Here is a 25,992-nt window from a genome sequence, read left to right as displayed (position 1 = left end):
CATTTTCGCGGCGGGGACCACAACCCTGGGGCGGCAGACAACAATGAAAACGATCCTTCTCGCTACGGCCTTCATCCTCGCGCCGATCGGCATGGTATGCGCGGCTGATATCAATGAAGTTTCGCCGGTTTCCGGCTACGACTGGTCCGGCCTCTATGCCGGCGTCGACATCGGCTACGTGGCCGGAAAGTCCAATCTCTTCATCGCCGGCGGCGGCTTCGGTGGGGCCACGGACCTTAACCTTCCCCTCGATCCAGACGGTTTTATTGGTGGCATTCATATCGGCGCCAATTACCAGATGGCGAACCGTTTCGTGATCGGCGCCGAGGCTGACATCGCCTACAGCAATGCCGACGGACTGACGCCCCTCGATGCTAGTGGCGGAGGTTTCAGCACGTTGCTCAAGAGCGAACTTAAGTGGTCGGGCGCGGCGCGGCTGCGAGCGGGCTACGCTTTCGATCGGACTTTGCCCTACATCGCTGCCGGCGTGGCCGCGGCAAAGTATGAAGTGACTGCGATTGGCAGCAGCGGCGCCATCCAAATACCATTCCATGATGAGACCCATGTCGGCTGGACCGTTGGCGCCGGCATCGAGCACGCTTTCACCGACCGGTGGATCGCGCGGGCCGAATATCGCTACTCCGACTTCGGCAGCAAGGACCTCTCGATAGCAGCCGGTCTGCTCACGGAAACGCATGTCGATCTGCAGACGCACGATGTCCGGGTCGGGCTCAGCTACAAATTCTGATCCGCCTGGCCGAACAAAACCCCGCGCGCTTTGCCGCGCGGGGAACGCGATTCGCCGTCAATCCGACCTCCGCCGGTCGCCAACATCAGCTCCCATTGGACTTCGCCGGGACAACACCCATATTGAGTCCATGGAGCTTTGAGCGTGTCCTTCGCGCGGGTGGCCCTTCTTGCCGTGGCCTTTGTCGCCGTGGCTGCATTTTCTCCCTTCTCCTCGGCTGGGAGCGAGAGGGTTGCGCTGAGCGTGGCCATTGACGGCGCCATCGGGCCGGCGAGCACCAGGCAGCTCGAGGAAGCGCTCGATGTCGCCGCCAAGCGGGACGCCGAAGTCCTCATCCTGCAGCTCGATACGCCTGGCGGGCTGGTTACCTCGATGCGCGAGATGATCGCCGACATCCTGGCTTCGCCGGTGCCCGTCATCGGCTATGTCGCGCCGGCCGGCGGCCATGCGGCGAGTGCGGGCACCTACATCCTCTACGCCACCCATGTCGCGGCGATGGCGCCCGGCACCAATCTGGGTGCGGCGACACCGGTCGAGATCGGCGGGCTGCCGTCGCTGCCGGGCGGCGACAAGGGCGATCAGAAGGACCAGGGTGATCAGAAGGGCCAGGACGGTCGCCCGGCGGGCGACGCGATGATGGCCAAGGTGACCAATGACGCGGTCGCCCTGATCCGCTCGCTCGCCGAACTGCGCGGGCGCAATGGCGACTGGGGCGAGAAGGCGGTGCGCGAGGCGGCGAGCCTGTCGGCCAATGCGGCGCTGCAGGAGCATGTCATCGACTTCGTCGCCAACGACACCACCGAGCTGTTGCGACTGGCCGATGGGCGCACCGTCGATGTCGCCGGCAAAAAGGTGGTTCTGGCGACCAAGGGGCTACCGGTCGAGACGCTGGAACCCGGTTGGTTCATCCGGCTGCTTGCCGTCATCACCGACCCGAACACCGCAGTCATCCTGATGCTGGTCGGCGTCTATGGCATCATCTTCGAGTTCACCAGTCCCGGCGCGGTCGCCCCCGGCGTCATCGGCACCATCTGCCTCGTGCTCGGCCTCTATGCGCTCAACCTCTTGCCGATCAACTATACCGGCCTTGCGCTGATGCTGCTTGGCATCGCCTTCCTCGTCATCGAGGCCTTCAATCCCACCGTCGTGCTTGGTCTAGGCGGCGTGGCGGCCTTTCTGTTCGGCGCCGCCATGCTTCTCCGAGTCGAGGGGCCGGGCTTTGCCATGTCTTGGGCCGTCATCGGTCCCGCCGCCGCGCTGACGCTTGGGCTGGCGCTGCTGACGGGCACCTATGTCTGGGCTGCGCGCCGCAGCCCTCCGCGCGTCGGCGGGGAGGCAATGCGCGGGCTGCCAGCCGAGATCCTCGACTGGCACGGTGGCGAGGGTCACGTGCTGGCCTTGGGCGAGCGCTGGCGGGCGAAGGCCGACGAACCGATCGCCGCCGGTGACAGCGTCGAGGTGACCGACATCAACGACCTGGTGCTGACGGTACGGCGACGCGACGCCGGAAGGAATGGAGCAAGACAATGATGGTTGGTTATGTCGCCTATCTGATCGTTGCGCTGGTCGTGATCATGTTCCTGTCGGCGGCCATCCGCATCCTTAGGGAATATCAGCGCGGCGTGGTCTTCACGCTCGGCCGCTTCACCGGGGTCAAGGGTCCCGGCCTCATCATCCTCGTCCCCTTCGTCCAGCAGATGGTGAAGGTCGATTTGCGTGTGGTGGTGCAGGATGTCCCGCCGCAGGACGTGATTTCGCGCGACAACGTCTCGGTGAAGGTCAACGCGGTGCTCTATTTCCGCATCGTCGACGCCGAGCGGGCCGTTATCCAGGTCGAGGACTACATGGCCGCCACCAACCAGCTGGCGCAGACCACGCTGCGCTCGGTGCTCGGCAAGCACGAGCTCGACGAGATGCTGGCCGAACGCGACAAGCTCAACAGCGACATCCAGGAGATTCTCGACCAGCGCACCGATGCCTGGGGCATCAAGGTGTCCAATGTCGAGATCAAGCATGTCGACCTTAATGAGAACATGATCCGTGCCATCGCCAAACAGGCCGAAGCCGAGCGGCTGCGCCGCGCCAAGGTGATCAATGCCGAGGGCGAGCAGCAGGCGGCTGCGAAACTGGTCGAGGCGGGCCGGATGCTGGCCGCCGAGCCGCAGGCTATGCAGCTGCGCTATTTCGAGGCCTTGCACGATATCGCCGGCGAGCGCTCGTCCACGGTGGTGTTCCCGCTGCCGGTGGACCTGCTCAGCCAGTTCATGAAGGGGCAGGGGAAGTGAGAGCAGCGGTCGCGCGAACTCTCCTTCAAAGCCGCCGCCACGGCGGCTCCGGCGCGAAGCGCTTGCCGATCCAGTCGGCGAAGGCGCGGGTCTTGGCGGCTTGTCCCTTGGCCGAGGGCATGACGACATAGACCGCGCCTTCGTCGGCCAGCGTCCAGTCCTCCAGGACCGGCACCAGCCGTCCGTCGGCGAGCTCGCGGCCGACCAGCCAGTCGGTGCTCATCATCAGGCCGACGCCTTGCACGGCGGCGTCGACCAGCACTTCGGCGTCGTCGGTGACCAGTGGCCCGGAGACCTCGACGCGCACGCGCCGGCCCTCGCGGTCGGTCATCTCCCAGGCTGGAAAGGTCTGGAAGCCCGAGAAGCCCAGGCAGGAATGTTCGAGCAGCGCCTGCGGTGTCTCCGGCCTGCCCCTTTGGGCGAGATAGGAGGGTGCGGCGCAGAGCAGCCGGCGCCGCGTCGCCACCTTGCGCGCCACCAGCCGCGAATCCTCCAGCGCGCCGAGCCGCACGGCGACGTCGAAATTCTCGGCGACCAGATCGGCGAAGCGGTTGGAGAATTCGGCCTCGATGCGGACATCGGGAAATTCGGCAAGGAATTGAGGCAGCAGCGGTCCGATCCACATGCGCCCGAACGTGCCGGGCAGCGCCAGCCTGAGCAGGCCGCGCGGGCCGCCGCCGGCATGTGCCGACGCGGCCGCCTCGGCCTCGTCGACGGAAGCGAGGATGGCGCGCACGCGCACCAGGAATTCAGCACCCGCTTCGGTCAGCGACACGCTGCGCGTCGTGCGATGGAGCAGCCTTACCCCCAGCCGCTCCTCCAGCGATTGCAGGCGCCGCGACAGGATGGTCGCGTCGCGTCCGACACGCGCCGCCGCCCTGGTGAAGGAACGCGCCTCGGCGATGGCCGCGAAGGCCGCCATTTCGGCTAGGGCCGTCGGTTCATGAGATTGCTGCATAATCCACAGTACTCAAATGCAAAAGCCAAGGATTATCCAGAAATAGCGCAGCAGCTAGGTTCACTCAACCCATCAATCGTCTCACAGGAGTGAAACCATGAAAGCCATCGAACTGAGCCAGGCCAGGCTGGATGCCTTCCGCGCCGTCACCGTTCCAACCCCTGAACCGCAGCGCGGCGAGGTGCTGATCCGCCAGCGCGCGGCGAGCCTCAATTTCGTCGATGTCGCGGTGGCGAGCGGCAATTATCCAGGCCCGAGCTTTCCGCTCATCCCAGTTGCCGACGGCGCCGGCGAGATCGTCGCGCTGGGCGAAGGCGTTACGAGGTTCAGCACCGGCGACCGCGTCGTCGCGCATGCCAAGCCGCGCTGGATCGGCGGTCCGCCGCGGCCTTACGAGATGACGCAGATGCGCGGCATCTCGCTGCCCGGATCGCTGGCCGAATATGTCGCGTTGCCGGCCAATTCGCTCGTGCCGGTCCCGGCGCATCTCTCCTTCGAGGCAGCGTCGACGCTGCCGATCGCCGGCACCACCGCCTGGAACGCCATCCGCGCCGCCGATGTCGGGCCGGGCTCGGTCGTCGTGCTGCTTGGCACTGGCGGCGTCTCGATCTTCACCCTGCAGCTTGCCAAGGCCGCCGGCGCCACTGTCATCATCACTTCGTCGTCGGACGAGAAACTGGAGCGGGCGAAGGCGCTCGGCGCCGATCACCTCATCAACTACCGCGCGACGCCCGATTGGGACGGCAAGGTGCTGGCGTTGACCGATGGCCTCGGCGCCGACCTCGTCGTCGAGACCGGCGGCACCGACACCTTTGCCCGTGCGATCAACGCCACCGCGCCCGGCGGCACGCTGTTCACCATCGGCTTCGTCACCGGCGCCGAGGCCACGGTCAATCTGCTGCCGATCATCATCAAGGCGCTGAAAGTGATCGGCAACAACACCGGATCGGTGTCCGACCTCCGTGACGCTGCCCGCGCCATCGGTGCGGCGGGGATCGAGCCGGTCGTCGACAAGCTGTTTTCACCCGATGAAGCGGCCGAAGCCTACACCCACATGGCCGCCGGCGGCCTGCATTTCGGCAAGCTGGCGTTCGCATTGGAGTGGTGATCGGGCGGAGGCGGCCGAGCCGCCAATCTCCCCCGCAAGGGCAGGGCAATCGCATATGCCAGGTTTTCGCTCTACGAATACCCCCACTTGGCCTCCGCCGCCTGCGACAGGGCAAGCACGACGAACAGCCCTGACATAACGAATTTCCTGACGGTTTTCCTCTCCTGGCTCTGTGGCCTCATGGCTTGAAACCAGACTTGTCGAGCACCGCGACCTGATTGCCGTCGATGTAGAAGCGGATCGCGTGCGCCTCGGTGTCGATGTCTATGCGCGTCGGTTGCGCGGCCAGCGCCGCCGGGGCGGTCCTGGCATATTTCGAGGGAAAATCCCCGGCCGGCGCGTAGCGGAAGAGTAACGCCAATGCGATGCATCCGGCGGTAAAGACAATGAAGGTCAGTCTGGAAGAGGTGGTCGAGGTCATCTAGTCGTTCCTTCAGGTTGAAGTGGCATCTACGGTTCGGTTGCTCCAGAAATCGAAGCATGACATTTGGCGTAACCAAGCTCTGTTCAAGGACCTTATGCCATATGACCACAGCTAGAAGGCAGCAGCGGTCGGCGGGCGAAACAGTGATGGTACTTTCGGCGCGTATACGCGCGACCCGCGCACTAACGCCCAACAAGAATTCTGCAAAAGAGATTTCAAATGTCGGGTTTTCTTTACTAGCGAATCGTTATTGCCGCACCAAAGAACTGCGGCCCTTATAATCGCCGACATCCGATATACACTTTCATAAATGCTAATCGTGAAGGTAACAATACATTGATCAGTATAATCTGGTAGGCCAGATGACGCGGTCACGTCGCCGCATTGTTCGACGGTAATCGCAGATACATTTGCAAGGCAAAAAGACCGAGAGAAGCTAAGCTTATATTCGATATGTAGCGCATGGTTGCTCCTCTTTGATTAAGATTTACTGGAGGAACTGGAACAAATCCATTGCACCAGCTTTCATTGATTTTAAATGATCAATGTCGCTTGAAGATACTTCTCCACTCATATGTCGACAGGTTTAATTATATCGATGACGGTGCTGCTGTCTTGTGCTATGTTTTGTTCAGCCTGCTGCAAGAATTGCAGCGGTGATGGCCGAGGCTGCCGATGCGTTACCTGAACTCCGCTCACTATATCGATGTGGTGGCCAAGACCGGTTCGATCCGCGCCGCCGCGGAACTGCTCGCCATAACCTCGACGGCTCTCAACCGGCGTATATTGGCGATGGAGGCCGAACTCGGCGTTGCGATTTTCGAGCGACTGCCTCACGGCGTGCGATTGTCCAGCGCCGGCGAACTTCTAGTGCAGCACATGCGCAACCAGTTATCCGATATGGAGCACGTGAAATCGCAGATTGCAGACCTTGCTGGCGCCCGGCGCGGCCATGTGGCGATCGCCTGCAGCCAGGCGCTATTGCCCTACCATCTACCGATGCAGATCTCACTCTACCGCAAGGAACATCCGAATGTGACCTTCGGAGTGCACCTGCGCGACCGGGAGGAGGCCGAGCGCGCCTTGGTCGATCACACGGCCGACATCGCCATCGTCTACGAGCCAACCCGGCTGGCTGCTTTCATGACGCTGATGCGGGTGCACCAGCCGGTGCATGCGGTTATGCGGCCCGATCATCCGCTGGCTTCTCACGAGACGGTGCGCTTGCGCGCTTGCCTCGACTATCCAATCGCGCTTCCCACATCAAGTTACGGCGTGCGCTACCTGCTCGACATCGGGGCGCAATCGTCATCGCTGCAGCTGGAGCCGGTGATTCAATCGGACAGCTTCGAATTCCTGCGCAACCACGCTATCTCGGAGGATATCATCACCTTCCATTTCCCAATTGGCCTGTCCCACCAGACGATGACCGGTGACATGATCTCCCGGCCGCTCGACCCGCGCGACGTGCCCGCTGGCATGCTCTATGTCGGCCAACTCAAGGGCCGCACCCTACCGGTGGCCGCTGCCCGTTTCGCCGACCAGCTTTCTGACTCGCTGGCGCAGCAGTATGACGTGTCGTGATGGCGCCTGCCACTCAGCTTGATGCACTGGATAAGGCTGTCGCACGCTGGCCGACCTCGACGCCAGCGAGACCGTCGGCCGCATCCACCTGGCCGAGGCGATTTCCTATCGTATGATGTCGGAGCGCGTGGCGCAGGCGGCGTAGATCCCTCCCTCTTGAGGTCCCGCAAGGGGGAGATTGCTCGCTTCCACTTCAGATCAGCTTCTCCAGCGTGATCGGCAAATCCCTGATCCGCTTGCCTGTCGCGTGGAACACCGCGTTGGCGATCGCCGGCGCCACGCCGACGATGGCCAGTTCGCCGACGCCCTTGCCGCCGAGCACCGAGGAGTGCAGGTCGGGAATGCCGACCGAGATCACCTCAATGTCGGGAATGTCGGCGTTGGTCGGCACGAGGTAGTCGGCGAGGTTGTTGTTGACGATGCGGCCGTGGCGGCGGTCCATGATGCCTTCCTCCAGCAGCGCCTGGCCGATGCCCATGATGATGCCGCCCTTCCACTGGCTTTCGGCGAGTTTCGGGTTGTAGAGCCGGCCGGAATCCAGCGCCGACACGACGCGCGAGACGCGCACCGTGCCGAAATCCTCATCGACACGCACCTCGATGAAATGCGCGCACCAGGAGTGGCGGGAATAGTCGCCCTCGGTGTGCGGCACCGACATGGCGATGGTGGTGTAGTTCTTGTAGCGATCCTCGGCGGTCGAATTGGCCGGCATGGTGTCGCCGGTCGCTTCGATCTGGTCGCGGCCGACGCTCTTGAGCAGTTCGGCGATCGAGACATCCGGGCCGTCACCGCGCGGCGAGCCGATACGGCCGTTGGCGACAACCAGCGTGTTGGCCTGCAGCGCGTGGAAAGGCGAGCGCGGGTCGCTGATGGCGAGCCCCACCAACTGGTCGAGCGCCGAGGTCGCGGCCTTGTAGACGGCACCCGTCATCACGCCGGCCAGCCGTGAACCGCCGGTGACGCCGGCGCGGGGAAAGCGGGAATCGCCGAGCTTCACCACCACGTCGTCGGCCGGCACGCCGACCGTCTCGGCGGCGGTCTGCGCCAGGATGGTGTAAGTGCCTTGGCCCATGTCGATCGAGGAGCTTTCGACCTCGACCGAGCCGTTGGCCAGGATGCGCACGATGGCCTCGCCATAGGCGCGCCGCACCGGATAGGTGCCGGCGGCGACACCCCAGCCGATCAACTGGTTACCATCGCGCATCGAGCGCGGTTTTGGCGAGCGCCTGGACCAGCCGAAACGCTCGGCGCCTGCGGCAAACGCCTCTCGCAACTGTCTGGTCGACCAGGCTTTTTTTGCGTGCGGATCCTGCTCGGCATAGTTCCGCAGCCGGATCTTGAGCGGATCGATGCCGACCTCGTAGGCGAGCTCGTCGATGGCGCTTTCAATGCCGAAGGCCGAGGGGTTTTCGCCCGGCGCGCGCATGGCGCCCGGCACCACCGAGTTCACCCGCACGACATTCTGCTTGGAGGAGAAATTCGGCGTCGCGTACATTATCGAGGTGACCGAGCCCAGCGGCTCGACCCACATGCCGTCGATCGAGGTTTCATTGACGCCGCGATGCACGATCGACTGGATCAGGCCGTCATGGTCGGCGCCGATCGTCACCGTCTGCCGGGTCGCGGCGCGGCCGCCATAGCCGGTAAAAGTCTGCGGCCGCGTCATCACCAGCCGCACTGGCCGGCTGAGCATCTTGGCGGCACTCGCGGCCACCGCGCCATGGCTTAGCGCCAGCGCCTTGGAGCCGAAGCCGCCACCGATATAGGGCGAGACCAGCCGCACATTCTCGAACGGCACGCCGAACCATTCGGCATAGGTGCGGGCCATGCCGTCGAGCCATTGGCTCGGCTCCCACACGGTCAGATGATCGCCTTCCCAGCGCGCGATCAGGCCATGCGGTTCCATCGGCGCCTGGTATTCGCGCGGGGTGTTGTAGGCGGCGCAGATCCGCACTGGCGCCGAGGCGAAGGCGGCGGGCGCATCGCCCCATTCCTTGGTCATGGCGTCGATCGGAATGCCGTCGCCGGCCTTGCCGTCGCTGAGGTCGACGATCGCCGGCGCCTCGTCATAGCTGACCTTGACCATGGCCGCGGCGGCGACCGCTTGTTCGAAGGTCTCCGCGACGACAGCGGCGACATGCTGCCCCGAGAAGGTGATGTCGCGCGCCAGCGGGCAATAGGGCTTGTCGGGCGGCGGCGTGCCGAACCAGTCCGCTGCGGTCCTGAGGCTGATGATGGTGTCTGGGGTGAGCACTTGCAGCACGCCCGGTGCAGCCTGCGCCTCTGCCGTGTCGATTGCGCGTACCTTGCCTGATGCAATCGTGCTTTCGACCAGCACGGCATAGGCGAGGCCTTCGAGCTGCTGCTCGACGGCGTATTTCGCCGCACCTGTAATCTTGGCAGGGCCGTCGACGCGCGACAGCCGGCCGCCAACGGCTTGCGCCAGCGCGCCATCGGAGGCGTCGCCCCGTTTTGATTCACCAACTCTGATGTTGTGAACGGTCATGCCGTCTCTCCCAATTTGAGGATGGCGCGGGCGATAACGCGCGGCGCGAGCTCGATCTTGTAATGGTTGGCGCCATGGTCGACGGCGCCTTCGACGGCGAGCAGGCTGGCGGCACGAACGGTTTCCGGCTCCAGCACCTTGCCTTTCAACGCGTCTTCCACGGCCTGCGCCCGCCACGGTTTCGTCGCAACGCCGCCGAGCGCGACGCGCAGGTCGCGGATGGTGCGGCCATCCGCTTCCAGTTCGAGGCCGACGGCGGCACTTGCCGCCGCGAATTCATAGGATTGCCGGTCGCGGATCTTCAGATAGGTCGAGCGGCGGGCGGCGGCGGATGCGGGGATTTCGATGGCGGTGATCATCTCACCCGGCTCGATCGCGTGTTCCCTGTCGGGCGTGGTGCCGGGCAGCAGGAAAAAGTCATCGACCAAAAGTTGGCGCTCGCCGAGATGAACGACAGCGTCGAAGGCGACCAAAGCGGTGGCGAGGTCGCCGGGATATATGGCGATGCAGGCCTCGCTGGTGCCAAGCACCGCGTGCCCCCTTGTGACGCCGCCGATCGCCGAACAGCCAGAGCCTGGCTCGCGCTTGTTGCAGGCGGGAAAGTTGGCGGGATCGCGGAAATAGGGGCAGCGCGTGCGCTGCATCAGATTGCCGCCGATGGTCGCCATGTTGCGGATCTGCGCCGAAGCCGCTTGCCACAGCGCCTCCGAGATGGCGGGAAAGCGGCTCTTGATGTCGGCATGGTCGGCGACATGACCCATTCTGGCGAGCGCGCCGACGGTGGCGCCTCGCTCGTTCACCTCGATGCCGTCCAGCCCCTTGAGATGAGTGATGTCGACCAGGCTATCAGGCTCGGCAACGCCGCATTTGGCGAGGTCGATCAGCGTGGTGCCGCCAGCAAGCAGCATGGCGCCGGGCAGGGCGGCTGCCTGGCGTGCGGCATCGAGCGAGCCGGCGCGAAAATAGGAAAAATCCCTCATGATGCGACCTCCAGGGCTGCCTGGCGGACAGCGGCGACAATGTGCGGATAGGCGCCGCAGCGGCAGAGATTGCCGGCCATGTATTCGCGGATCTCTTCGTCCGAGCCGGCATGGCCCTCGCGGATGCAGGCCACCGCCGACATGATCTGGCCCGGCGTGCAATAGCCGCACTGGAAGGCGTCCTGCTCGAGGAAGGCAGCCTGCACGGGATGCAGTTCGCCCTCCCGTGCAAGCCCCTCTATGGTGGTGACGGTGCGGCCCTCGGCCTGGGCTGCCAGTGTCAGGCAGGCCAGTACGCGCTCGCCATCGACATGCACGGTGCAGGCGCCGCACTGGCCGTGGTCGCAGCCCTTCTTGGTGCCGGTCAGGCCGAGCCGGTCGCGCAAGGCATCGAGCAGCGTCACGCGGGGTTCGAGCTCCAGGTGATGATGGGTGCCGTTAATGTCGAGATGTACGGGGATCTTCGTCATGGGCGTCGGGCTCCAGTTGCTTGACGCTGGTGGAATTGTTTCATGTTGGACAGGTGGAGGCCCACCTGTCCGTCCGGCACTTTCGCTCCGGGCGTTCGCCACTTCTCACCCCAGCAGGTCCTCGATGCGGATCGGAAAGCGGCGGGGCCGCACGCCGGTGGCATGCCAGACCGCGTTGGCAACCGCGCCTGCCGTGCCGGTGATGCCGATTTCGCCAACGCCCTTGATGCCGAGCGCGTTGACATAAGGGTCGTCCTCGTGGACCAGCAGCGCCTCGACCGACGGCACGTCGGCATTCACCGGGACATGGTATTCGGCGAGGTTGGCGTTCTGGATCCGACCCGAGCGCCGGTCGGTGACGGCTTCCTCATGCAGCGCGAAGGAGACGCCCCAGATCATGCCGCCATAATACTGGCTGCGCACAAGCCTGGGATTGATGACCCGCCCGGCGGCGAAGGCGCCGACCAGCCTTGTGACGCGGACCTGCCCGAAATCGGGATCGACCTTGACCTCGGCGAACACAGCGCCATGCGCGTGCTTGGCATAGGTCTCCTGGGACGCCGGGTCCGGGGCGCCCTTGCCATGGCCTTCGATCTCCGTCAGGCCGGCGCGTTTGAGGATCTCGGCATAGCTTTCACCGCGGTTTTCATCGTCGCGGCGATACAGCCGGCCGCCGCGCGCCAGCACGCCTTCATTGCCGGCGCCGAACAGCGGCGAGGCCTCGTTGCCGGTGGCGAGATCGGCGAGCCTGGCGATCACGGCGGCACCCGCATTGTGGATCGCCATGCCGGCCGTCGCCGTATGGCCGGAGCCGCCGGCAATGCCCGCATTGGGCAGGTCGGAGCTGCCGGCCCTGAAATCGACCTGGTCGATGTCGAGCCCCAGCCCGTCGGCGGCGATCTGGGCGAAGGCGGTCCAGGCGCCTTGCCCCATGTCCTGCGCGCCGGTCTCCATCAGGCCGCTGCCATCGGCCTTAAGCACCGCTCGCGCTTCGGCCTGGAACATGATGGCCGGGAAGGTCGCCGTGCCCATGCCCCAGCCGGTAAGGAAACCGTCGGCGTCGCGCATCAACCTGGGTTGAAGTGGGCGGCTAGCCCAGCCGAACGTCTCGGCGGCCTGTCTGTAGCATTCGCGCAGTGCCTTGGAGGAAAACGGCTTGCCGGTCATCGGCTCGACCTCGGCGTAGTTCTTCAGCCGGAATGCCAGCGGGTCCATGCCACAGGCATGCGCCGCCTCATCGATGGCGCTCTCGAGCGCGATCGAGCCGGTGGCTTCGCCGGGCGCCCGCATGAACAGCGGCGTGCCGGTGTCGAGCCGCACCGCCTCGTGCGAGGTGGTGATGGCAGGGCTGGCATAGAGCGTATGCGACGCGTCCGCCGCCGGTTCGAAGAAATCGTCGAAGGTGCTCGACGTGGTCTTGGCGTGATGGGTGATGGCCGTCAGCCGCCCCTCGCCATCCATGCCCATGCGCAAGGTCTGGCGCGTTGGGGCGCGGTGGCCGACCGGCCCGTACATCTGCTCGCGCCGCAGCACCAGCTTGACCGGACGGCCAACGAGACGCGCCGCCAGGATGCCCAGCACCTGCGGCCCGGAAATCATGCCTTTCGAACCGAAGCCGCCGCCGAGGAAGGGGCTGCGGATGTGGATGTTTTGCGGCGCGATGCCGAACAGGCCGGCGATGCGGCCCTGCGCCATGGCCAGGCCCTGGCTTGGCGTGTCGATCGACAGCCGGTCGCCATCCCAGGCGGCGACGATCGCGTGCGGCTCCATGGCGTTGTGGTACTGGGCCGGCGTCTCGTAGGTGGCCTCGATCCGCGTCTTCGCCGATTTGAGGCCGGCCTCGACATCGCCCTTGTGCTGCACCGCCGGACCGCCGACGCCGACACCGCGCGGCACGAAGCTGTCGGCACCGTCGAGACCGACGCGCGCCGGCAGTGCTTCATAGCGCGGCGAGAGCAGCGCCGCCCCCTCGGTCGCCGCCTCCAGCGTTTCGGCGATCACCACGGCGATGCTCTGGTTGGCGTAACGGACCCGGTCGTTCTGCAACAGGTCGAGCCGGAACATGAAGGGATGGTCCTTGGCATCCGGATCGGCGGCGAGCGCCGGCCGGTTCTTGGGCGTCATCACTTCGACCACGCCCTTGTGCGCCTTGGCCGCCTCGACATCCAGCGAGGCAACGCGGCCGCGCGCAATGCTGGAGACAGCGAGCACGGCGTAGAGCATGCCGGGCGGATGGTTGTCGGCCGCGTAGCGCGCGGCGCCGGTGACTTTCAGGAAGCCGTCGCGACGGGTGAGTGGCTGGCCGATGCTGGAGCCCTGGCGGGCATGGGCGGGCTGCTGGTTGAGGCTGAGTTCAAGCGTCATGGCGCGCTCCGGGCATGTTTGAGAACGGGGAGGCAGGAAGGGCCGGCAGCCGCTCGGGCGTTCCCGCCAGGGCAGATTTCAGCGCCCTGACCACGATGCGGCGGGCAAGCTCGATCTTGAACGCATTGTCGCCGGAGGGGCTGGCATCGGCCAAGGCGGCGTCCGCCGCACTGGCGAAGGTCGCCGCGTTGGCATCGGCGCCAAGCAGGACGGCTTCCGCCGAGCGCGCCCGCCACGGCTTGGCCGCGACGCCGCCGAGCGCCAGCCTCGCGGCGCGGATCTTGCCGCCGTCGACGACAAGTGCCGCGGCGGCCGAGACGACGGCGAACGCATAGGAGGTGCGCTCGCGGACTTTCAGGTAACGGGCATTGGCGGCGAAGGCGGCGGCCTCCGCCGGCAGCCGCACCGCCACGATCAGGTCGCCGGGCTCCAGCGCATTCTCCCACTGTGGCGTTTCGCCGGGGAGCCGGTGGAATTCCTCCAGCGTGACATGACGCCGGCCCTTCTTGCCCTCGATCTCGACGACAGCGTCGAGCGCCACCAGCGGCACGCAGAAGTCCGACGGGTGGGTGGCAATGCAGGCATCGCTCCAGCCGAGTACCGCGTGCAGGCGGTTCTCGCCACCCAGTGCATCGCAGCCGGCGCCGGGCTCGCGCTTGTTGCAGGCGCTGGCGGTGTCGTAGAAATAGCTGCAGCGCGTGCGCTGCAGGAGATTGCCGCCGACAGTGGCGGCGTTGCGAAGCTGCGCCGAGGCACCCGACAGCAGCGCTTCGGCCACCGCCGGATAGGCTTTTGCGAACGCCGCGTCATGGGCGAGATCGGCATTGCGGACCAGCGCGCCGATGCGCAGGCCGCCATCGTCCAGCCGTTCGATGCGGTTGAGTTCCGGCAGTCGCGAGATGTCGACGATGCGCTCGGGGCTGGTGATGGCGCCCTTCATCAGGTCGAGCAGATTGGTGCCGCCGGCCAGGTAGGCCGAACCCGGCTCGGCCGCCGCTGCGATGGCGTCGGGAATGGTGGCGGGTCTGATATAGTCGAAGTCTCTCATGCCGCGGCCCTCCGGTTGGCTGTGGCAAGTTTTTCCTGGGCTTCCAGGACGGCCTCGACGATGCCGCCATAGGCCGCGCAGCGGCATATGTTGCCGCTCAGCCCCTCGCGGATGCGTTCGGGATCGTCGCCGGCCTGTCCCTCGGCGATCAGGCCGAGCGTGCTCATGATCTGGCCGGGCGTGCAGAACCCGCACTGGAAGCCGTCATGGGCGATGAAGGCGGCCTGCACCGGATGCAGCTCTTCACCGTGGGCGACGCCTTCGATGGTCAAGACATTGGCGTCGTCATGGCTGACCGCCAAAGCCAGGCAGGAATTGATGCGCTTGCCGTCGACCAGCACGGTGCAGGCGCCGCACTGGCCGCGGTCGCAGCCCTTCTTGGTGCCGGTGAGGTCAAGCCGCTCGCGCAAGAGGTCGAGCAGGGTTACGCGCGCATCGACCTCCAGCTCGTGTCGGTGTCCGTTGATGGTGAGGGTGATGGGAAGGCTGGTCATGGGCGTCTGGCTCCAGTTTGCTTGACGCGGATGGGAAATGAACTGGTGCCTTGCCGGAGAAGGGCAAGGTAACCTTATGGTCAGGACGGGGCAGAGGTGGAGATGACTGCGAATCTCCCGGGAGACAGGCGGGCAGGGGAGATGTCGGCTTGCAGGTTCGAAAGACGTGACATACCCGTTCCCCTTCTTATATGATAAAGGCACTCCACTAAAGCGGAGGTGCCTCCGTTTATTACGTGGGGGTTGGCCCGGCCGGGTTCAAGCCCCCATATTTCGTCCGTGGAGAAAAAATTGGCCGCAGCCGACATCGCCGAAGAGAAGGCCGCAGTGGAAAAACCGCTGCGCGCGGATGCACAGCGCAACCGCGACCGGCTGGTCGAGGTGGCGGCAGCGGTGTTTGCCGAGCGCGGTATCGACGCTTCGCTGGAGGAGATCGCGCGCCGCGCCGGTGTCGGCATCGGCACGCTCTACCGGCATTTCCCGACGCGCGAGCACCTTGTCGAGGTGGTCTACCGCCGCGAGGCGGAGGGGCTGTGCGCGGCTGCCGGTGATCTCGCGGCAAAACATCCGTCCGATGTCGCGCTGGAGCAGTGGATGCAGCGCTTTGTCGACTACATCGCCACCAAGCGCGGCCTGGCGACCAGCCTGCGCATCCTGCTCAGCACCAATTCGACGCTGTTTTCGGACACGTCGGGCCGGGTCTCGCAGGCCCTGCGGCAACTGGTCGAGGCAGCGGTGGCCGACGGCACCATCCGCGGTGATGTCGACGCCTCCGACGTGCTGCACGCTCTCTCCGGCATCTATTCGGCGCCCGACACGCCGGAGTGGCGCGACCGCTCGCGGCGGCTGGTCAAGCTGTTGATGGACGGGCTGCGGTTCGGGGCAAGCGCCAAGGCCTGACGGTTTCCGCGACCAGCCCCAGCCAAGCAAAGCCCTCGTAAACAGGCGCGTTCGTTAGCCATGGCAAGGCGAACCCGCATACCGGCCTTGCATCTGAATGCGAGCGGTTGTTAAAATCCTCACATTTCAAGGGATGCACAGGCCCAACGCATGACAGCTCGCAAAGCGCAAAGGACGGCCCGGCTGATCGATCTGCTGTCGCAGCGGCGGGTCATCCATCTCAGCGAGGCGGCGACGCTCCTTGGCGTCTCAGAGATGACGGTGCGGCGCGACATCGCCACCAACCAGGGGCAGATCGCCTATCTTGGCGGACACATATTGGCGGCGGCCGAGATCGAGGCCGATATTCCCTATGAACTCGCGACCGCGGCCGACAGCCATGCGGCGGCGAAGCGCGAGGCCTGTGCGCATGCGGTGCGCAGGATACGGCCCGACGAGACGATCTTCATCGACTGCGGCACGACGCTGATCCATCTGGTTGATCTCATTCCCGACAATTATCGAATAACGGCAATATGTTACGCCATGAATGTCGCGGAGCGCCTGAGCCGCAAGGCCAATGTGACGATCATCATGCTGGGCGGCGTCTACCATCCGGCGTCGGCGTCTTTCTCGGGCACGCATGATTTCGAGATCCTGAACAGCGTCGGCATCAACGCGGCCTTCCTGTCGGCCGCCGGCGTCGATGCCAAGCGCGGCGCCACCTGCGAGCATTTCCACGAGGCGGTGGTGAAGCAGAAGGTGATGAGCCTGGCGCGCGAAAATTACCTGGTCATCGACTCCAGCAAGATCGGCAAGCTCAAGCGCGCGTTTTTCTCGGTCATGGACGGCTTCGACGCCATTGTCACCGAGCATGGCGAAGTCGGGCCGGATTCATTCCGTCCGCCGGCCTGACTCCGTTTGACATTTCTCACCGCTGATGGAAAAGTCACAAAAAAAGTAAGAGAAGTCTCAAAAGAGACTCTCGACAGTCTGGGGTAGGGGACGCGTCAAAGGGAGGAAGTGCGGGCGTCATGATCGAACAGGGTTCGATTGCGCTGATTTCCGAAGCCCCCTTGCTGCGCGTCGAGGGCGTCAGGAAGCGGTTCGGCGGCGTCAATGCGCTGCGCGGCGTCAGTCTTGAAATCCAATCCGGTGAAGTCCACGCGCTGCTTGGTGAAAACGGCGCCGGCAAATCGACGCTGATCAAGATCCTGAGCGGCGTGCATGTGCATGATGGTGGCTCGATCGAAATCGACGGCAAGCCGGTCTCGTTTTCTTCGCCCGCCCAGTCGCGCGATGCCGGCGTGGCGGTCGTCTACCAGGATCTGAGCCTTGTCGAGTCGCTTTCGGTTGCCGACAACCTGCTTTTGGGGCGAGAACCGAAGACGCGGCTCGGCTTCCTGAAAAAACGCCAGCTGGTGGCGCAGGCCGAAGCCTTCCTCAAATCGCAGAACATTCCGCTCGATGCCCGCGCCATGGTTGGGTCACTGCCCTTCGCCTATCGCCAGATGACCGAGATCGCCAAGGCGCTGATGGGCGATGTCCGCCTGCTTATTTTGGACGAGCCGACCTCGGCGCTGACCGACGACGAAGAAAAGATCCTGTTCGAGGCGATCCGGGCGGTCGCGGCGCGCGGCGTCGGGGTGATCTACGTCACGCATCGTCTCAACGAAGTGTTCCGGATTTCGAACCGGGTGACCGTGTTCCGCGACGGCCAGAACGCCGGAACATTCGTCACGGCGCAGAGCAATATGCGGCAATTGGTCGGTGCCATCGTCGGGCCGGATCACGCGGTTCTGAAGACGGGCGCGGAAACCGCGCAGGGCGTATCGTCATCGGCTTCCGCTGGCTCCTCCCAAAAACCTGTGCTCGAACTGACTGATGTCAGCAATGACAGGCTCGATCGCGTCAACCTCGAATTGCGCAGCGGCGAGATCCATGGTCTCGCCGGCCTGATCGGCAGCGGGCGTACCGAAATCCTGCAGACCATCTTCGGCCTGCGGGCCATCCAGTCGGGCGAGGCCAGGCTGGACGGCGTCTCGTTGAAAGACATCGATCCGGCGGCGGCAATAGGACTGGGCATCGCCCTGGTGCCGGAGGACCGGCACCTGCAAGGCCTGGTTCTCGAACATTCGATCGAGCGCAATCTGACCTTGCCGCGCTTGCCGTATTTCTCGCGGCTCGGCTGGCTGCAGCGCGGTCCGGCGAGCGACCATGCCAATGCGGCGATGCGCCGGCTGGCCGTCAAGGCGCCAGGCGCGTCGACCCTTGTGAAGAACCTGTCCGGCGGCAACCAGCAAAAGGTCGTGTTCGGTAAATGGAACGAGCCGCGGCCGCGCGTGCTTCTGCTCGACGAACCGACAGTCGGTGTCGATGTCGGCGCGCGCGAGGAGATTTACGGCGTCATTCGTGCCGCGGCGGCGGCGGCCGGCAGCGGGGTGCTGCTGGTGTCCTCGGATCTGTCCGAGCTGCTGCAGCTCTGCGACCGCATCTCGATCGTCGTCGATGGCCACGTCACCAGGACGATCGCGCGGTCGGAATTCGGCAGCGCCGAGGACCTTCATCACCTCATTCAACTTTCGCAGCCATCGGAAGAGCACGCGGCATGACCGAAACCCAAAGCCCGGCAAAAGCTGTCGTCAATCCGCCGGGAGGTCGCTCGGCGCTGCGGCATCTGCTGCAAGGCGAGCGTCCCTACATGCTCTACGTCGCCTTCGCCATCATGCTGATCGTCTTCAGCCTGGCGTCGCCCTGGTTCCTGTCGATCGACAATTTTCTCAACATCGGCCGGCAGACGACGCTGGTGTCGATCATCGCGGTGGGCATGACATTCGTCATCATCTCGCGGCAGATCGACCTGTCCGTTGCCTCGACGCTGGCGCTGTCGGGCATGAGTGCGTCGCTGGCCATGGCGTTCGTCGCCAACAACTGGGTCGTCGGCGCGGTGGCGGGGCTGGGCACCGGAGCGCTGATCGGACTGCTCAACGGCGTCTTGACCACCCGCCTCGAAATCCCGTCCTTCCTGGTGACGCTGGGCACGTTGAGCGGCGCGCGCGGCCTGGCGCTGATGGTCACCAACACCAAGCCGGTGATCATCACCAACGAATATTATTTCGCGATCTTCGGTGAGGGATCGGTGCTTGGCATCCCGGCGCCGATCCTGTGGACGCTCGGCGTCACCATCGCCGGCATCTTGCTGCTGCACTACAGCGTCTACGGGCGGCGGGTTTACGCGGCGGGCGGCAATCCGACGGCGGCACTCTATTCCGGCGTCCACATCAAGCAGGTCACGACGCTGGCCTTCGTGCTGACCGGGACGCTCGCGGGGCTGGCGTCGCTGATCCTGTCGGCGCGCTCGCACGCGGCGCGGCCCGACGTGGTGCAAGGCATGGAGCTCGACGTCATCGCCTCGGTCATTCTCGGCGGCTGCAGCCTGTTCGGCGGCCGCGGCTTCGTGCTCGGCACGCTGCTCGGCAGCCTGATCATCGGCACGCTCAACAACGGGCTGGTGCTGCTCGGCGTCAGCTCGTCGCTGCAACTCGTCATCAAGGGAGCAATCATCGTCGCCGCGGTCGCGTTCACGAGGAGGTAAGGCGCGCATCCCCGGATATCACCGAATACCAGCAGAAAACCGCCGGCTCCAAACGGCATACGAACACTAGAAATCAACGGAGGAAAGTCATGAAACATTCGGCACGAATCCTGTTCGGAACATTGAGCCTCGCCGCCAGTGCCTTCGCGCTGTCGACATCCCCAGGTTTTGCGCAGACGCCGGACACGTGCGTTACCGGTGTCGACCTGGTGACGCTCGGCCCCAAGGGCATTGTCGGGCAGGGCCCGCATGGCGAAAAAGCGGCCTCGCCCGACGAGCTGAAACTGACCGACGACGAAGCCGCCAAGGTCAAGGCCGGCAAGTTCAAGGTCGGCATTTCCATGCAGACGGTGAACCTCGACTGGTCGCAGCTGCAAGTGGCGGGCATCAGTGAAACGCTGGCCAAATATGGTGTCACCGTCACCGGCGTGGCCTCGGCCGAATATCAGGTCGACAAGCAGATCGCCGATATCGAGAACACCATCCAGCAGCATCCCGACGGCATCATTTCCATCCCCGTCGATTTCACCGCGACGGCGCCGACCTACAAGAAGGTGGGCGAGGCCGGCATCAAGCTGGTGTTCATGGACAGCATTCCGGTCGGCCTCTCATCGCCAAAGGATTTTGCCTCGATGATCTCGGCTGACAGCCAGGGCAATGGCCAGATCGCGGCGACGATCCTGGCGTCCTGTATGCCCAAGGGCGGCACGATCGGCCTGGTGAATTTCGGCGTCGACTACTTCAGCACCAATGAGCGCACCAAGGGCGTCAGCGAGTGGATGAAGAAGAACCGGCCGGACATCGTCATGAAGCAGGTCGACTTCACCGATCCCTCGAAAGTGTCGCAGATTGCCGGCGACTTCCTAACCGGCAATCCCGATGTGAAGGGCTTGTACGCGGTGTGGGACCAGCCGGCGCTCGACACGCTGTCCTCGATGCGCGCGCAAGGCATCGACATTCCGATCACCACGGTCGATCTCGGCCTGCAGTCGGCGATCGAGATCGCCAAGGGCGGGCCGCTCAAGGCAACCGGTTCGCAGCGTCCCTATGACCAGGGCGTCGCCGAGGCGCTGGCCATGATGAAGGCGTTGATCGGGCAGCCCACGCCCGCCTGGGTCGGCGTGCAGTCGCTGCCGGTGGTGCAATCCAACGTGCTGGAATCCTACAAGACCGTCTTCCACAAGGATCCGCCGGCCGAACTCGTCGACGCCTGCAACAGCGCCAAGCCGAAGTGCAATTGAGGTAGCAGCATGGGCGCGGGGAAACCCCGCGCCCATGAGACCAAGAACGGCCATTCATCGTGAGCACGCGGTATGCTAGGCGTCACAGCAGAAGAGCTTGATTTGCCTGTTATCCACGGTTTCGAGGGGATGCGATGTATGTGGGCCGTTCCTACAAGGTGACTGATTTTGCGCTGTGGTCGCGGCGCAGCGTCATCTACATGGTGGTGGTGAGCGGGCTGGCCGTCGCGGCCTACCGTCTTCCCGGTATCGCCGGCTTCTCGGTGCCATGGTCGGTCGTGCTCGTGCTCGGCACCACCGTGTCGCTCGTTGCCGGCTTCAAGAATTCGCAGGTGTTCACCCGCAGCGGTGAGGCACTGCAGGCGTTCACGCAAATCACCGCCAGCAGCCGGGTGTGGTCCAATTTCTGCAGGGATTTTCTCGACGCGCCGACAGCCAGGCAACTCATCTACCGCCATATCGCCTGGATGACGGCACTGCGCTTTGCCCTGCGGCGGCCGATGCCCTGGGAATCCATGGGGAAGGCCGCCAATATCGAGTATCGGCGGCGCTACCACATCCAGGAGGATACCGGCTCGCTCGCCGACGAATTACGGCCGCTGCTGGCGGAGCAGGCAGAGGGCGTGCTGAAATCGCCGCAGCCGGCGATAGCCTTGCTCGAAATGCAATCGGTCCAGGTCAACGCGCTGTTCAAGGACGCCAAGATTCCCCCTCAGATCTATGTCGAACTGACGAAGCTGATCCGCGACTTCCACGATCAGCAGGCGCGCTGCGACCGCATCAAGAACAATCCCTATCCCCGGCAATACGCCATCGTCAGTTCCATGTTCGTCATGATCTTCTGCACGCTGCTGCCGTTCGGCGTCGTCCCGGTCTTCGCGGAAATGGGCAAACTGGGCGGCGTGCTGGGTGCGATCGGCATCTGGCTGACGATCCCGTTCAGCACGCTGCTGGGCTGGGCCTACATGTCTCTCGACCAGGTCGGCGAAAGCAGCGCCAACCCGTTCGAGGGCAACGCCAACGATGTTCCGATCTCGCAGATCTGCCGTGATATCGAGATCGAACTGCGCGCGGGACTTGGCGAGGCTGACCTTCCCAAGCGATTGCTGCCGGTGAACGATATCGCGACCTGAAGTGCTGAACCTGGAGCGACTAAGCCTTCGTTTCGACCAGGATCACCAGCGACTCCGGCACCACGCCATCGTGCGTCATGGCATCGGCTGCCGCCTTGCTCTGCATCAGCGCCGCCATCTTATCCATGTCCGGCACGTCCATCATCACGGCCACCCGTTTCGGGTTCTGCGGATCGACGAAGGTGCGGATGTTGGTGATCCCCAGCGAGCCGAAAAGCTCCTTGCGCTTGGGTGAACTCAACCAGTGCTTGGTGTCTTTCGAAATGTCGTGATGGCCGATTACGGTTGGCATGGCATCCTCCCCAGGGTGACGCCGGCGGCCGATATCGCCCGCCTGATGCTGCGATCCACCTGTACAGGCCAGTGAGCGCCGTTTCCCATGGGCTGTCAATTAGCTGTTGCTGATGGATCGTCGTCGTATCGGAAGGTGCCCGGTCATCAGTGTCGCCGCGTCCGCGGGAGCGCCTAAACCTCCAGGCAAACCTTGCCGAAATGCTTCTGGGCTCCGTAATGCGTGAAGGCGGCGGCGATGTCGCGCAGCGGGAAACGACGGTCGATGACCGGCTTCAGATCGTTGACCTCGATGGCGCGGATCATGTCTTCCTGGTCGGCCCGGCTGCCGATGGAAATGCCGCTGATGCGGATCTGGTTCGAGAACACCGCCGGGATCGACACTTCAGCCGCAAAGCCGGTCAGCACACCGATCAAGGCGATGTGGCCGCCGGTCCGGCAAGCGGTTATCGATTGCGCCAGTGTGGCGGGGCCGCCGACCTCGATCACGTGATCGACGCCGCGTCCGTCCGTCAACTCCCTGGCCTTGCGGCCCCACTCCGGCACGGCCTTGTAGTTGATGACGTCGTCGGCGCCGAGGCTTTTGAGCCTTTCCAGCTTTTCCTCGTCGGATGAGGTGGCGATGACCCGGGCGCCGGCGGCCTTGGCGAATTGCAGCGCAAACAGCGACACGCTGCCGGTGCCGAGGACCAGCACCGTGTCGCCGGGCTTGACCTTGCCGCAGACGACCAGGCCTCGCCATGCGGTGACGCCGGTGCAGGTCAGCGTTGCGGCTTCCGCGTGCGTATAGCCCGCCGGAGCTTTGGTGAAGGCATGTGCGGGCATGCAGACATATTCGCTGGCCACGCCGTCAAAACTGTCGCCCGGCACATCGCGCCTAGTGGCGGGCGTCATGTCGCCATCCAGCCACCAGGGATAGAAGGTGCTGACGACGCTGTCGCCGGGCTTGAACGCATCGACATCGCTGCCGACGGCGATCACGTCACCCGCGCCGTCGGACAGCGGCACGCGGCCATCGGCGAGGGGTGTCTTGCCCTGCACTGCGAAATCGTCGCGCATGTTTAGCGAGCAGGCGCGGATCCTGACCATCACGTCACCCGGCCCCGGCTGGGGCGGGTCTTCCTCGACCAGGTCGAGCCTGTCCAAGCCACCCGGCGCTCTCAGCCTGACGAGCTTCATTGTCTGTCTCCGACGTGTGGGATGTTTCGGTGGCGGGGGTAGATCTATCGGACCTGCCGGCCGGAGATCACCCGCAGCCAGGGCGTCAGGTGGAAGGCGCTCATCAGGAGATACATGGCTGCCATGCCGGTGAGCGGTGAGGTGCCCATGCACAGCATGGTGGCGTCACTGCCTTGAAGGCAGGACAGCAGGGCCATCAGGGCGAAGGTCGGTGCCGCGGCGAGGCACAGCCAGTCGGCGATGCCGAGGGGGGCGGTGTTTGCGGGGGTCGCGCTGCCGGTGCCTGAATGGATATCGCTCATGGTCTTTTTCCTTTGACGGGACTTGGCGGCGCCGAGACCAGGACTTGGGTTCCTCCCACTCCGTGAGGGAGAGGAACCCAAGCTGGATGGCCCTTACTGCTCGCCCTTGTCCCTGAACGCGGCTTCCCCTGCAGCCGACACCTCGGCCCATTTCTTGTCGGCGCCGGCTTCGTAATTGTCGTGCCAGTTCCACCAGCTGTAGAGCGGGGTCTGGGGATAGCCTTCGGGCGAGTCCTCCCAGATCTCCTGGCGGCCGAGCGGGGTGGCGTCGAGATAGCTCCAGACCGTGCCCATCGCCTCGTCGCCGCGGCTGTTGATGAAGTAGGTGCGGAAGACGCGGTCGCCGTCATGGATGAAGACGTTGTGGCCATGCCATTCGTCGACGCCGAAATCCTTGTCGAAACTGTCGGTGATTGTGTACCAGGGTATGTCCCAGCCCATCCGCGTCTTCAGCCGCGCAATGTCGGCCTGCGGCGCGCGCGAAGCGTAGGCAAGCGTGGTGTTGCGGGCGTTGAGATGGGCGAGGTGGCCAACCTGGTCGGCGCCGAGCGAGCAGCCGCGGCAGGCGTGATCGGGCCAGCCATAGACGCCCGGCTCGAAGAAGGCGCGGTAGACGATCAGCTGGCGGCGGCCCTCGAACAAATCGAGCAGGCTTGCCTTGCCGTTGGGGCCTTCGAACACATAGGCCTTGTCCACTTCCACCCACGGCATGCGCCGGCGTTCTGCGGCGAGCGCGTCCTTGGCGCGCAGCGTCGCCTTCTCCTTGACGAGAAGCTGCGCGTGCGCGGCCTGCCATTCCTGCTGCGAAACGATCGGCGGGGTCTGCATCGTCATGTGCTTGGTCATTGGTCTTCTCCTTTGCCAGTGGTGCGGTCTGTTGTTGCCTGGGCATCCAGGCTAGGGCGGTGAAGCGGGGTGGGGTGAGTTACATCCGCGACGGGATTTGAATCCTCCGGCCCGGCGCAGCAGGGGTGGCGGGGCCGTGCAGTGTGTTCGAGATCTTCGGTTGCAGGCATTTTCGACTACCTCTAGTGAGATGCTTAATGTAGATAACTAAGATGCTTAGTTTGGGCGTCAACCGTGCGGCTTGCCGGCCGGCGGTGTTGATCTAAGTTAGGGCGGCATGCGGTGGGGGTGGGAGTTACAAGTGTGACGGGATTTGAATGGACTCGCTGATCACCGCGGCAGCGCTGGCGCTGGCGGCGGGCGATCCGCTCGGCGCGCTCGACCGCGTCGCGCTCCGCGAAGATGCGCCGGCGCTGGCGCTGCGCGGCATCGCCATGGCGCAACTCGGCGACTTCGACCGCGCCAAGCTGCTCTTGCGGCGGGCGGCCCGCGCGTTCAGCCCGAAAGAGGCTGTCGCGCGTGCCAGATGCGTCGTCGCCGAGGCCGAGATCGCGGTGGTCTCGCGTGATCTGGGCTGGCCGGCCAAGGCGCTCGACGCGGCGCGCATAACGCTGGAAAAGCATGGCGACCGGCTGAACGCCGCGCATGCCGGCCATCTCAAGGTGCGGCGCCTGCTGCTGATCGGCCGCCTCGACGAGGCCGAACATGTGCTGGCCGGACTGGACCCGACGCCGCTGCCGCCTGCCGCGCGGGCCGCGCATGAGCTTGCCGTCGCCGGTATCGCCATGCGGCGGCTCAGAACCCGGCCGGCGCGCGCGGCGCTGGAGTGGGCACGCCACGCCGCCCGCCAAGCCGGCATTCCCGGCCTCATGGCGGAGGTCGACAGCGCATCGCTGGCGCTAGAAACGCCGGCGGCGCGGCTGATCACGCAAGGCACCGAGCGGCCGCTGCTGCTCGAAGAGGTCGAGGCGCTGCAGGCATCGCCGGCGCTGGTCGTCGATGCCTTTCGCTACACGGTGCGGGCCGGGGACAAAACGGTCTCGCTGGCCAGCCGGCCGGTGCTGTTTGCGTTGGCGCGTGCGCTTGCCGAAGCGTGGCCCGGTGATGTGTCGCGCGAGGAGCTGGTGGCGCGGGCCTTTGGCGGCAAGCACGCCGATGAATCGCATCGCGCGCGGCTGCGCGTCGAAATCGGCCGGCTGCGCGCCGAGCTTGGCGCGCTGGCTGACATCAGTGCCACCAAGCGCGGTTTCACGCTGGCGCCGCACCATGCGCGCGCGGTGATGGTGCTGGCGCGGCCGATCGAAGAGCGGCACGCAGCCTTGCTGGCCTTGCTGGCCGATGGCGAAGCCTGGTCGAGTTCCGCCCTGGCGCTGGCGCTCGCAACCGGCCAGCGCAGCGTGCAGCGGGCGCTCGAGCCGCTTGCCGAGGCCGGCAAGGTGCAGTCTTTCGGCCATGGAAGGGCGCGCCGCTGGATGACGCCGCCGGTGGCCGGATTCACGACCACCTTGTTACTCCCCGCACCGCTGCCAAGCAGTTAGGAAGGGTGGATGACCACAA

The 25,992-nt window shown here is 64.9% G+C and carries 24 protein-coding genes and 1 pseudogene; 13 read left to right on the top strand and 12 right to left on the bottom strand.

Going from position 1 to position 25,992, the window contains the following annotated elements; translation table 11 throughout:
- Window positions 1-43: 43 nt before the first annotated feature.
- From AC1D05_RS21405 to AC1D05_RS21395, 3 genes are all read left to right on the top strand, one after another.
- Window positions 44-748 (top strand): outer membrane protein, encoded by a 705-nt coding sequence (locus AC1D05_RS21405; protein WP_477443739.1) that lies wholly within the window; start codon window positions 44-46, stop codon window positions 746-748.
- 144 nt (window positions 749-892) lie between these two features.
- A complete protein-coding gene (locus AC1D05_RS21400) occupies window positions 893-2,278 on the top strand; it encodes an NfeD family protein (protein WP_477443737.1) in 1,386 nt (461 codons plus the stop codon).
- A complete protein-coding gene (locus AC1D05_RS21395) occupies window positions 2,275-3,033 on the top strand; it encodes a slipin family protein (protein WP_477443735.1) in 759 nt (252 codons plus the stop codon). Before AC1D05_RS21400 ends, AC1D05_RS21395 begins: the two co-directional genes overlap by 4 nt.
- Before the next feature lie 25 nt (window positions 3,034-3,058).
- Here AC1D05_RS21395 and AC1D05_RS21390 read toward each other — a convergent pair whose 3' ends face one another.
- Window positions 3,059-3,991 carry a LysR family transcriptional regulator gene (locus tag AC1D05_RS21390; protein ID WP_477443733.1) on the bottom strand — a complete coding sequence of 311 codons (933 nt, stop codon included), beginning with the start codon at window positions 3,989-3,991 and terminating at the stop codon, window positions 3,059-3,061.
- A 97-nt stretch (window positions 3,992-4,088) separates the two neighbouring features.
- Between AC1D05_RS21390 and AC1D05_RS21385 the strand changes: the two genes are divergently transcribed.
- A complete protein-coding gene (locus AC1D05_RS21385; protein WP_477443731.1) occupies window positions 4,089-5,099 on the top strand; it encodes a zinc-dependent alcohol dehydrogenase family protein in 1,011 nt (336 codons plus the stop codon).
- Between the two features lie 178 nt (window positions 5,100-5,277).
- On the opposite strand, the gene AC1D05_RS21380 is transcribed toward AC1D05_RS21385, so the two are convergent.
- Complete coding sequence (locus tag AC1D05_RS21380; RefSeq protein ID WP_202301758.1) at window positions 5,278-5,520, bottom strand: hypothetical protein; 243 nt, start codon at window positions 5,518-5,520, stop codon at window positions 5,278-5,280.
- A gap of 678 nt (window positions 5,521-6,198) precedes the next feature.
- On the opposite strand from AC1D05_RS21380, the gene AC1D05_RS21375 reads away from it, so the two are divergent.
- Together AC1D05_RS21375 and AC1D05_RS21370 are read left to right on the top strand one after the other, a co-directional pair.
- Window positions 6,199-7,107 carry a LysR family transcriptional regulator gene (locus tag AC1D05_RS21375; protein WP_127405769.1) on the top strand — a complete coding sequence of 303 codons (909 nt, stop codon included), beginning with the start codon at window positions 6,199-6,201 and terminating at the stop codon, window positions 7,105-7,107.
- Window positions 7,108-7,147: 40 nt separating this feature from the next.
- Window positions 7,148-7,252, top strand: a pseudogene (locus tag AC1D05_RS21370) (magnesium chelatase subunit ChlI family protein); the annotation flags it as partial.
- A gap of 48 nt (window positions 7,253-7,300) precedes the next feature.
- Here AC1D05_RS21370 and AC1D05_RS21365 read toward each other — a convergent pair.
- From AC1D05_RS21365 to AC1D05_RS21340, 6 genes are all read right to left on the bottom strand, one after another.
- Window positions 7,301-9,613 carry a xanthine dehydrogenase family protein molybdopterin-binding subunit gene (locus AC1D05_RS21365; protein ID WP_477443729.1) on the bottom strand — a complete coding sequence of 771 codons (2,313 nt, stop codon included), beginning with the start codon at window positions 9,611-9,613 and terminating at the stop codon, window positions 7,301-7,303.
- A complete protein-coding gene (locus AC1D05_RS21360) occupies window positions 9,610-10,593 on the bottom strand; it encodes an FAD binding domain-containing protein (RefSeq protein WP_477443727.1) in 984 nt (327 codons plus the stop codon). The genes AC1D05_RS21365 and AC1D05_RS21360 overlap by 4 nt, the downstream gene beginning before the upstream one ends.
- The gene (locus AC1D05_RS21355; RefSeq protein ID WP_477443725.1) at window positions 10,590-11,063 is read right to left on the bottom strand and encodes a (2Fe-2S)-binding protein; all 474 of its coding nucleotides are present in this window, start codon (window positions 11,061-11,063) and stop codon (window positions 10,590-10,592) included. Before AC1D05_RS21355 ends, AC1D05_RS21360 begins: the two co-directional genes overlap by 4 nt.
- Window positions 11,064-11,168: 105 nt before the next feature.
- Entirely contained in the window at window positions 11,169-13,427 is a 2,259-nt protein-coding gene (locus AC1D05_RS21350) for a xanthine dehydrogenase family protein molybdopterin-binding subunit (protein WP_477443723.1), read from the bottom strand.
- Window positions 13,417-14,475, bottom strand: coding sequence for an FAD binding domain-containing protein (locus AC1D05_RS21345; RefSeq protein ID WP_477443721.1), 1,059 nt, complete (start codon window positions 14,473-14,475; stop codon window positions 13,417-13,419). Before AC1D05_RS21345 ends, AC1D05_RS21350 begins: the two co-directional genes overlap by 11 nt.
- The gene (locus AC1D05_RS21340) at window positions 14,472-14,969 is read right to left on the bottom strand and encodes a (2Fe-2S)-binding protein (protein WP_477443719.1); all 498 of its coding nucleotides are present in this window, start codon (window positions 14,967-14,969) and stop codon (window positions 14,472-14,474) included. The genes AC1D05_RS21345 and AC1D05_RS21340 overlap by 4 nt, the downstream gene beginning before the upstream one ends.
- Window positions 14,970-15,248: 279 nt before the next feature.
- On the opposite strand from AC1D05_RS21340, the gene AC1D05_RS21335 reads away from it, so the two are divergent.
- The 6 genes from AC1D05_RS21335 (at window position 15,249) to AC1D05_RS21310 (ending at window position 21,817) form a co-directional block, all read left to right on the top strand.
- Complete coding sequence (locus AC1D05_RS21335; protein WP_477443717.1) at window positions 15,249-15,869, top strand: TetR/AcrR family transcriptional regulator; 621 nt, start codon at window positions 15,249-15,251, stop codon at window positions 15,867-15,869.
- Between the two features lie 150 nt (window positions 15,870-16,019).
- Window positions 16,020-16,763 (top strand): DeoR family transcriptional regulator, encoded by a 744-nt coding sequence (locus AC1D05_RS21330; RefSeq protein WP_477443715.1) that lies wholly within the window; start codon window positions 16,020-16,022, stop codon window positions 16,761-16,763.
- 119 nt (window positions 16,764-16,882) lie between these two features.
- Window positions 16,883-18,460, top strand: a complete 1,578-nt coding sequence (locus AC1D05_RS21325) for a sugar ABC transporter ATP-binding protein (protein WP_477443713.1) — start codon at window positions 16,883-16,885, stop codon at window positions 18,458-18,460.
- A complete protein-coding gene (locus AC1D05_RS21320; protein ID WP_477443711.1) occupies window positions 18,457-19,443 on the top strand; it encodes an ABC transporter permease in 987 nt (328 codons plus the stop codon). The genes AC1D05_RS21325 and AC1D05_RS21320 overlap by 4 nt, the downstream gene beginning before the upstream one ends.
- A gap of 89 nt (window positions 19,444-19,532) precedes the next feature.
- On the top strand, window positions 19,533-20,684 hold the full coding sequence (locus AC1D05_RS21315) for a substrate-binding domain-containing protein (RefSeq protein ID WP_477443709.1): 1,152 nt from the start codon (window positions 19,533-19,535) through the stop codon (window positions 20,682-20,684).
- A 134-nt stretch (window positions 20,685-20,818) separates the two neighbouring features.
- Window positions 20,819-21,817, top strand: a complete 999-nt coding sequence (locus AC1D05_RS21310) for a bestrophin family protein (RefSeq protein WP_477443707.1) — start codon at window positions 20,819-20,821, stop codon at window positions 21,815-21,817.
- A 19-nt stretch (window positions 21,818-21,836) separates the two neighbouring features.
- Here the strand turns inward: AC1D05_RS21310 and AC1D05_RS21305 are convergent, their stop codons facing one another.
- The 4 genes from AC1D05_RS21305 to AC1D05_RS21290 form a co-directional block, all read right to left on the bottom strand.
- A complete protein-coding gene (locus tag AC1D05_RS21305) occupies window positions 21,837-22,109 on the bottom strand; it encodes a hypothetical protein (protein ID WP_477443705.1) in 273 nt (90 codons plus the stop codon).
- Window positions 22,110-22,282: 173 nt separating this feature from the next.
- On the bottom strand, window positions 22,283-23,287 hold the full coding sequence (locus AC1D05_RS21300) for a zinc-dependent alcohol dehydrogenase family protein (RefSeq protein WP_477443703.1): 1,005 nt from the start codon (window positions 23,285-23,287) through the stop codon (window positions 22,283-22,285).
- Between the two features lie 44 nt (window positions 23,288-23,331).
- Window positions 23,332-23,589: a hypothetical protein gene (locus tag AC1D05_RS21295; protein ID WP_477443701.1), complete on the bottom strand. Its 258-nt coding sequence runs from the start codon at window positions 23,587-23,589 to the stop codon at window positions 23,332-23,334.
- Between the two features lie 93 nt (window positions 23,590-23,682).
- On the bottom strand, window positions 23,683-24,435 hold the full coding sequence (locus AC1D05_RS21290) for a DUF899 domain-containing protein (RefSeq protein ID WP_477443699.1): 753 nt from the start codon (window positions 24,433-24,435) through the stop codon (window positions 23,683-23,685).
- A 317-nt stretch (window positions 24,436-24,752) separates the two neighbouring features.
- Between AC1D05_RS21290 and AC1D05_RS21285 the strand changes: the two genes are divergently transcribed.
- Entirely contained in the window at window positions 24,753-25,973 is a 1,221-nt protein-coding gene (locus AC1D05_RS21285) for a helix-turn-helix domain-containing protein (protein ID WP_477443697.1), read from the top strand.
- Window positions 25,974-25,992 lie beyond the last annotated feature (19 nt).

The organism is Mesorhizobium sp. P2_E9 (genome assembly GCF_056403815.1).
This window is presented reverse-complemented; position numbering and strand designations above follow the sequence as displayed.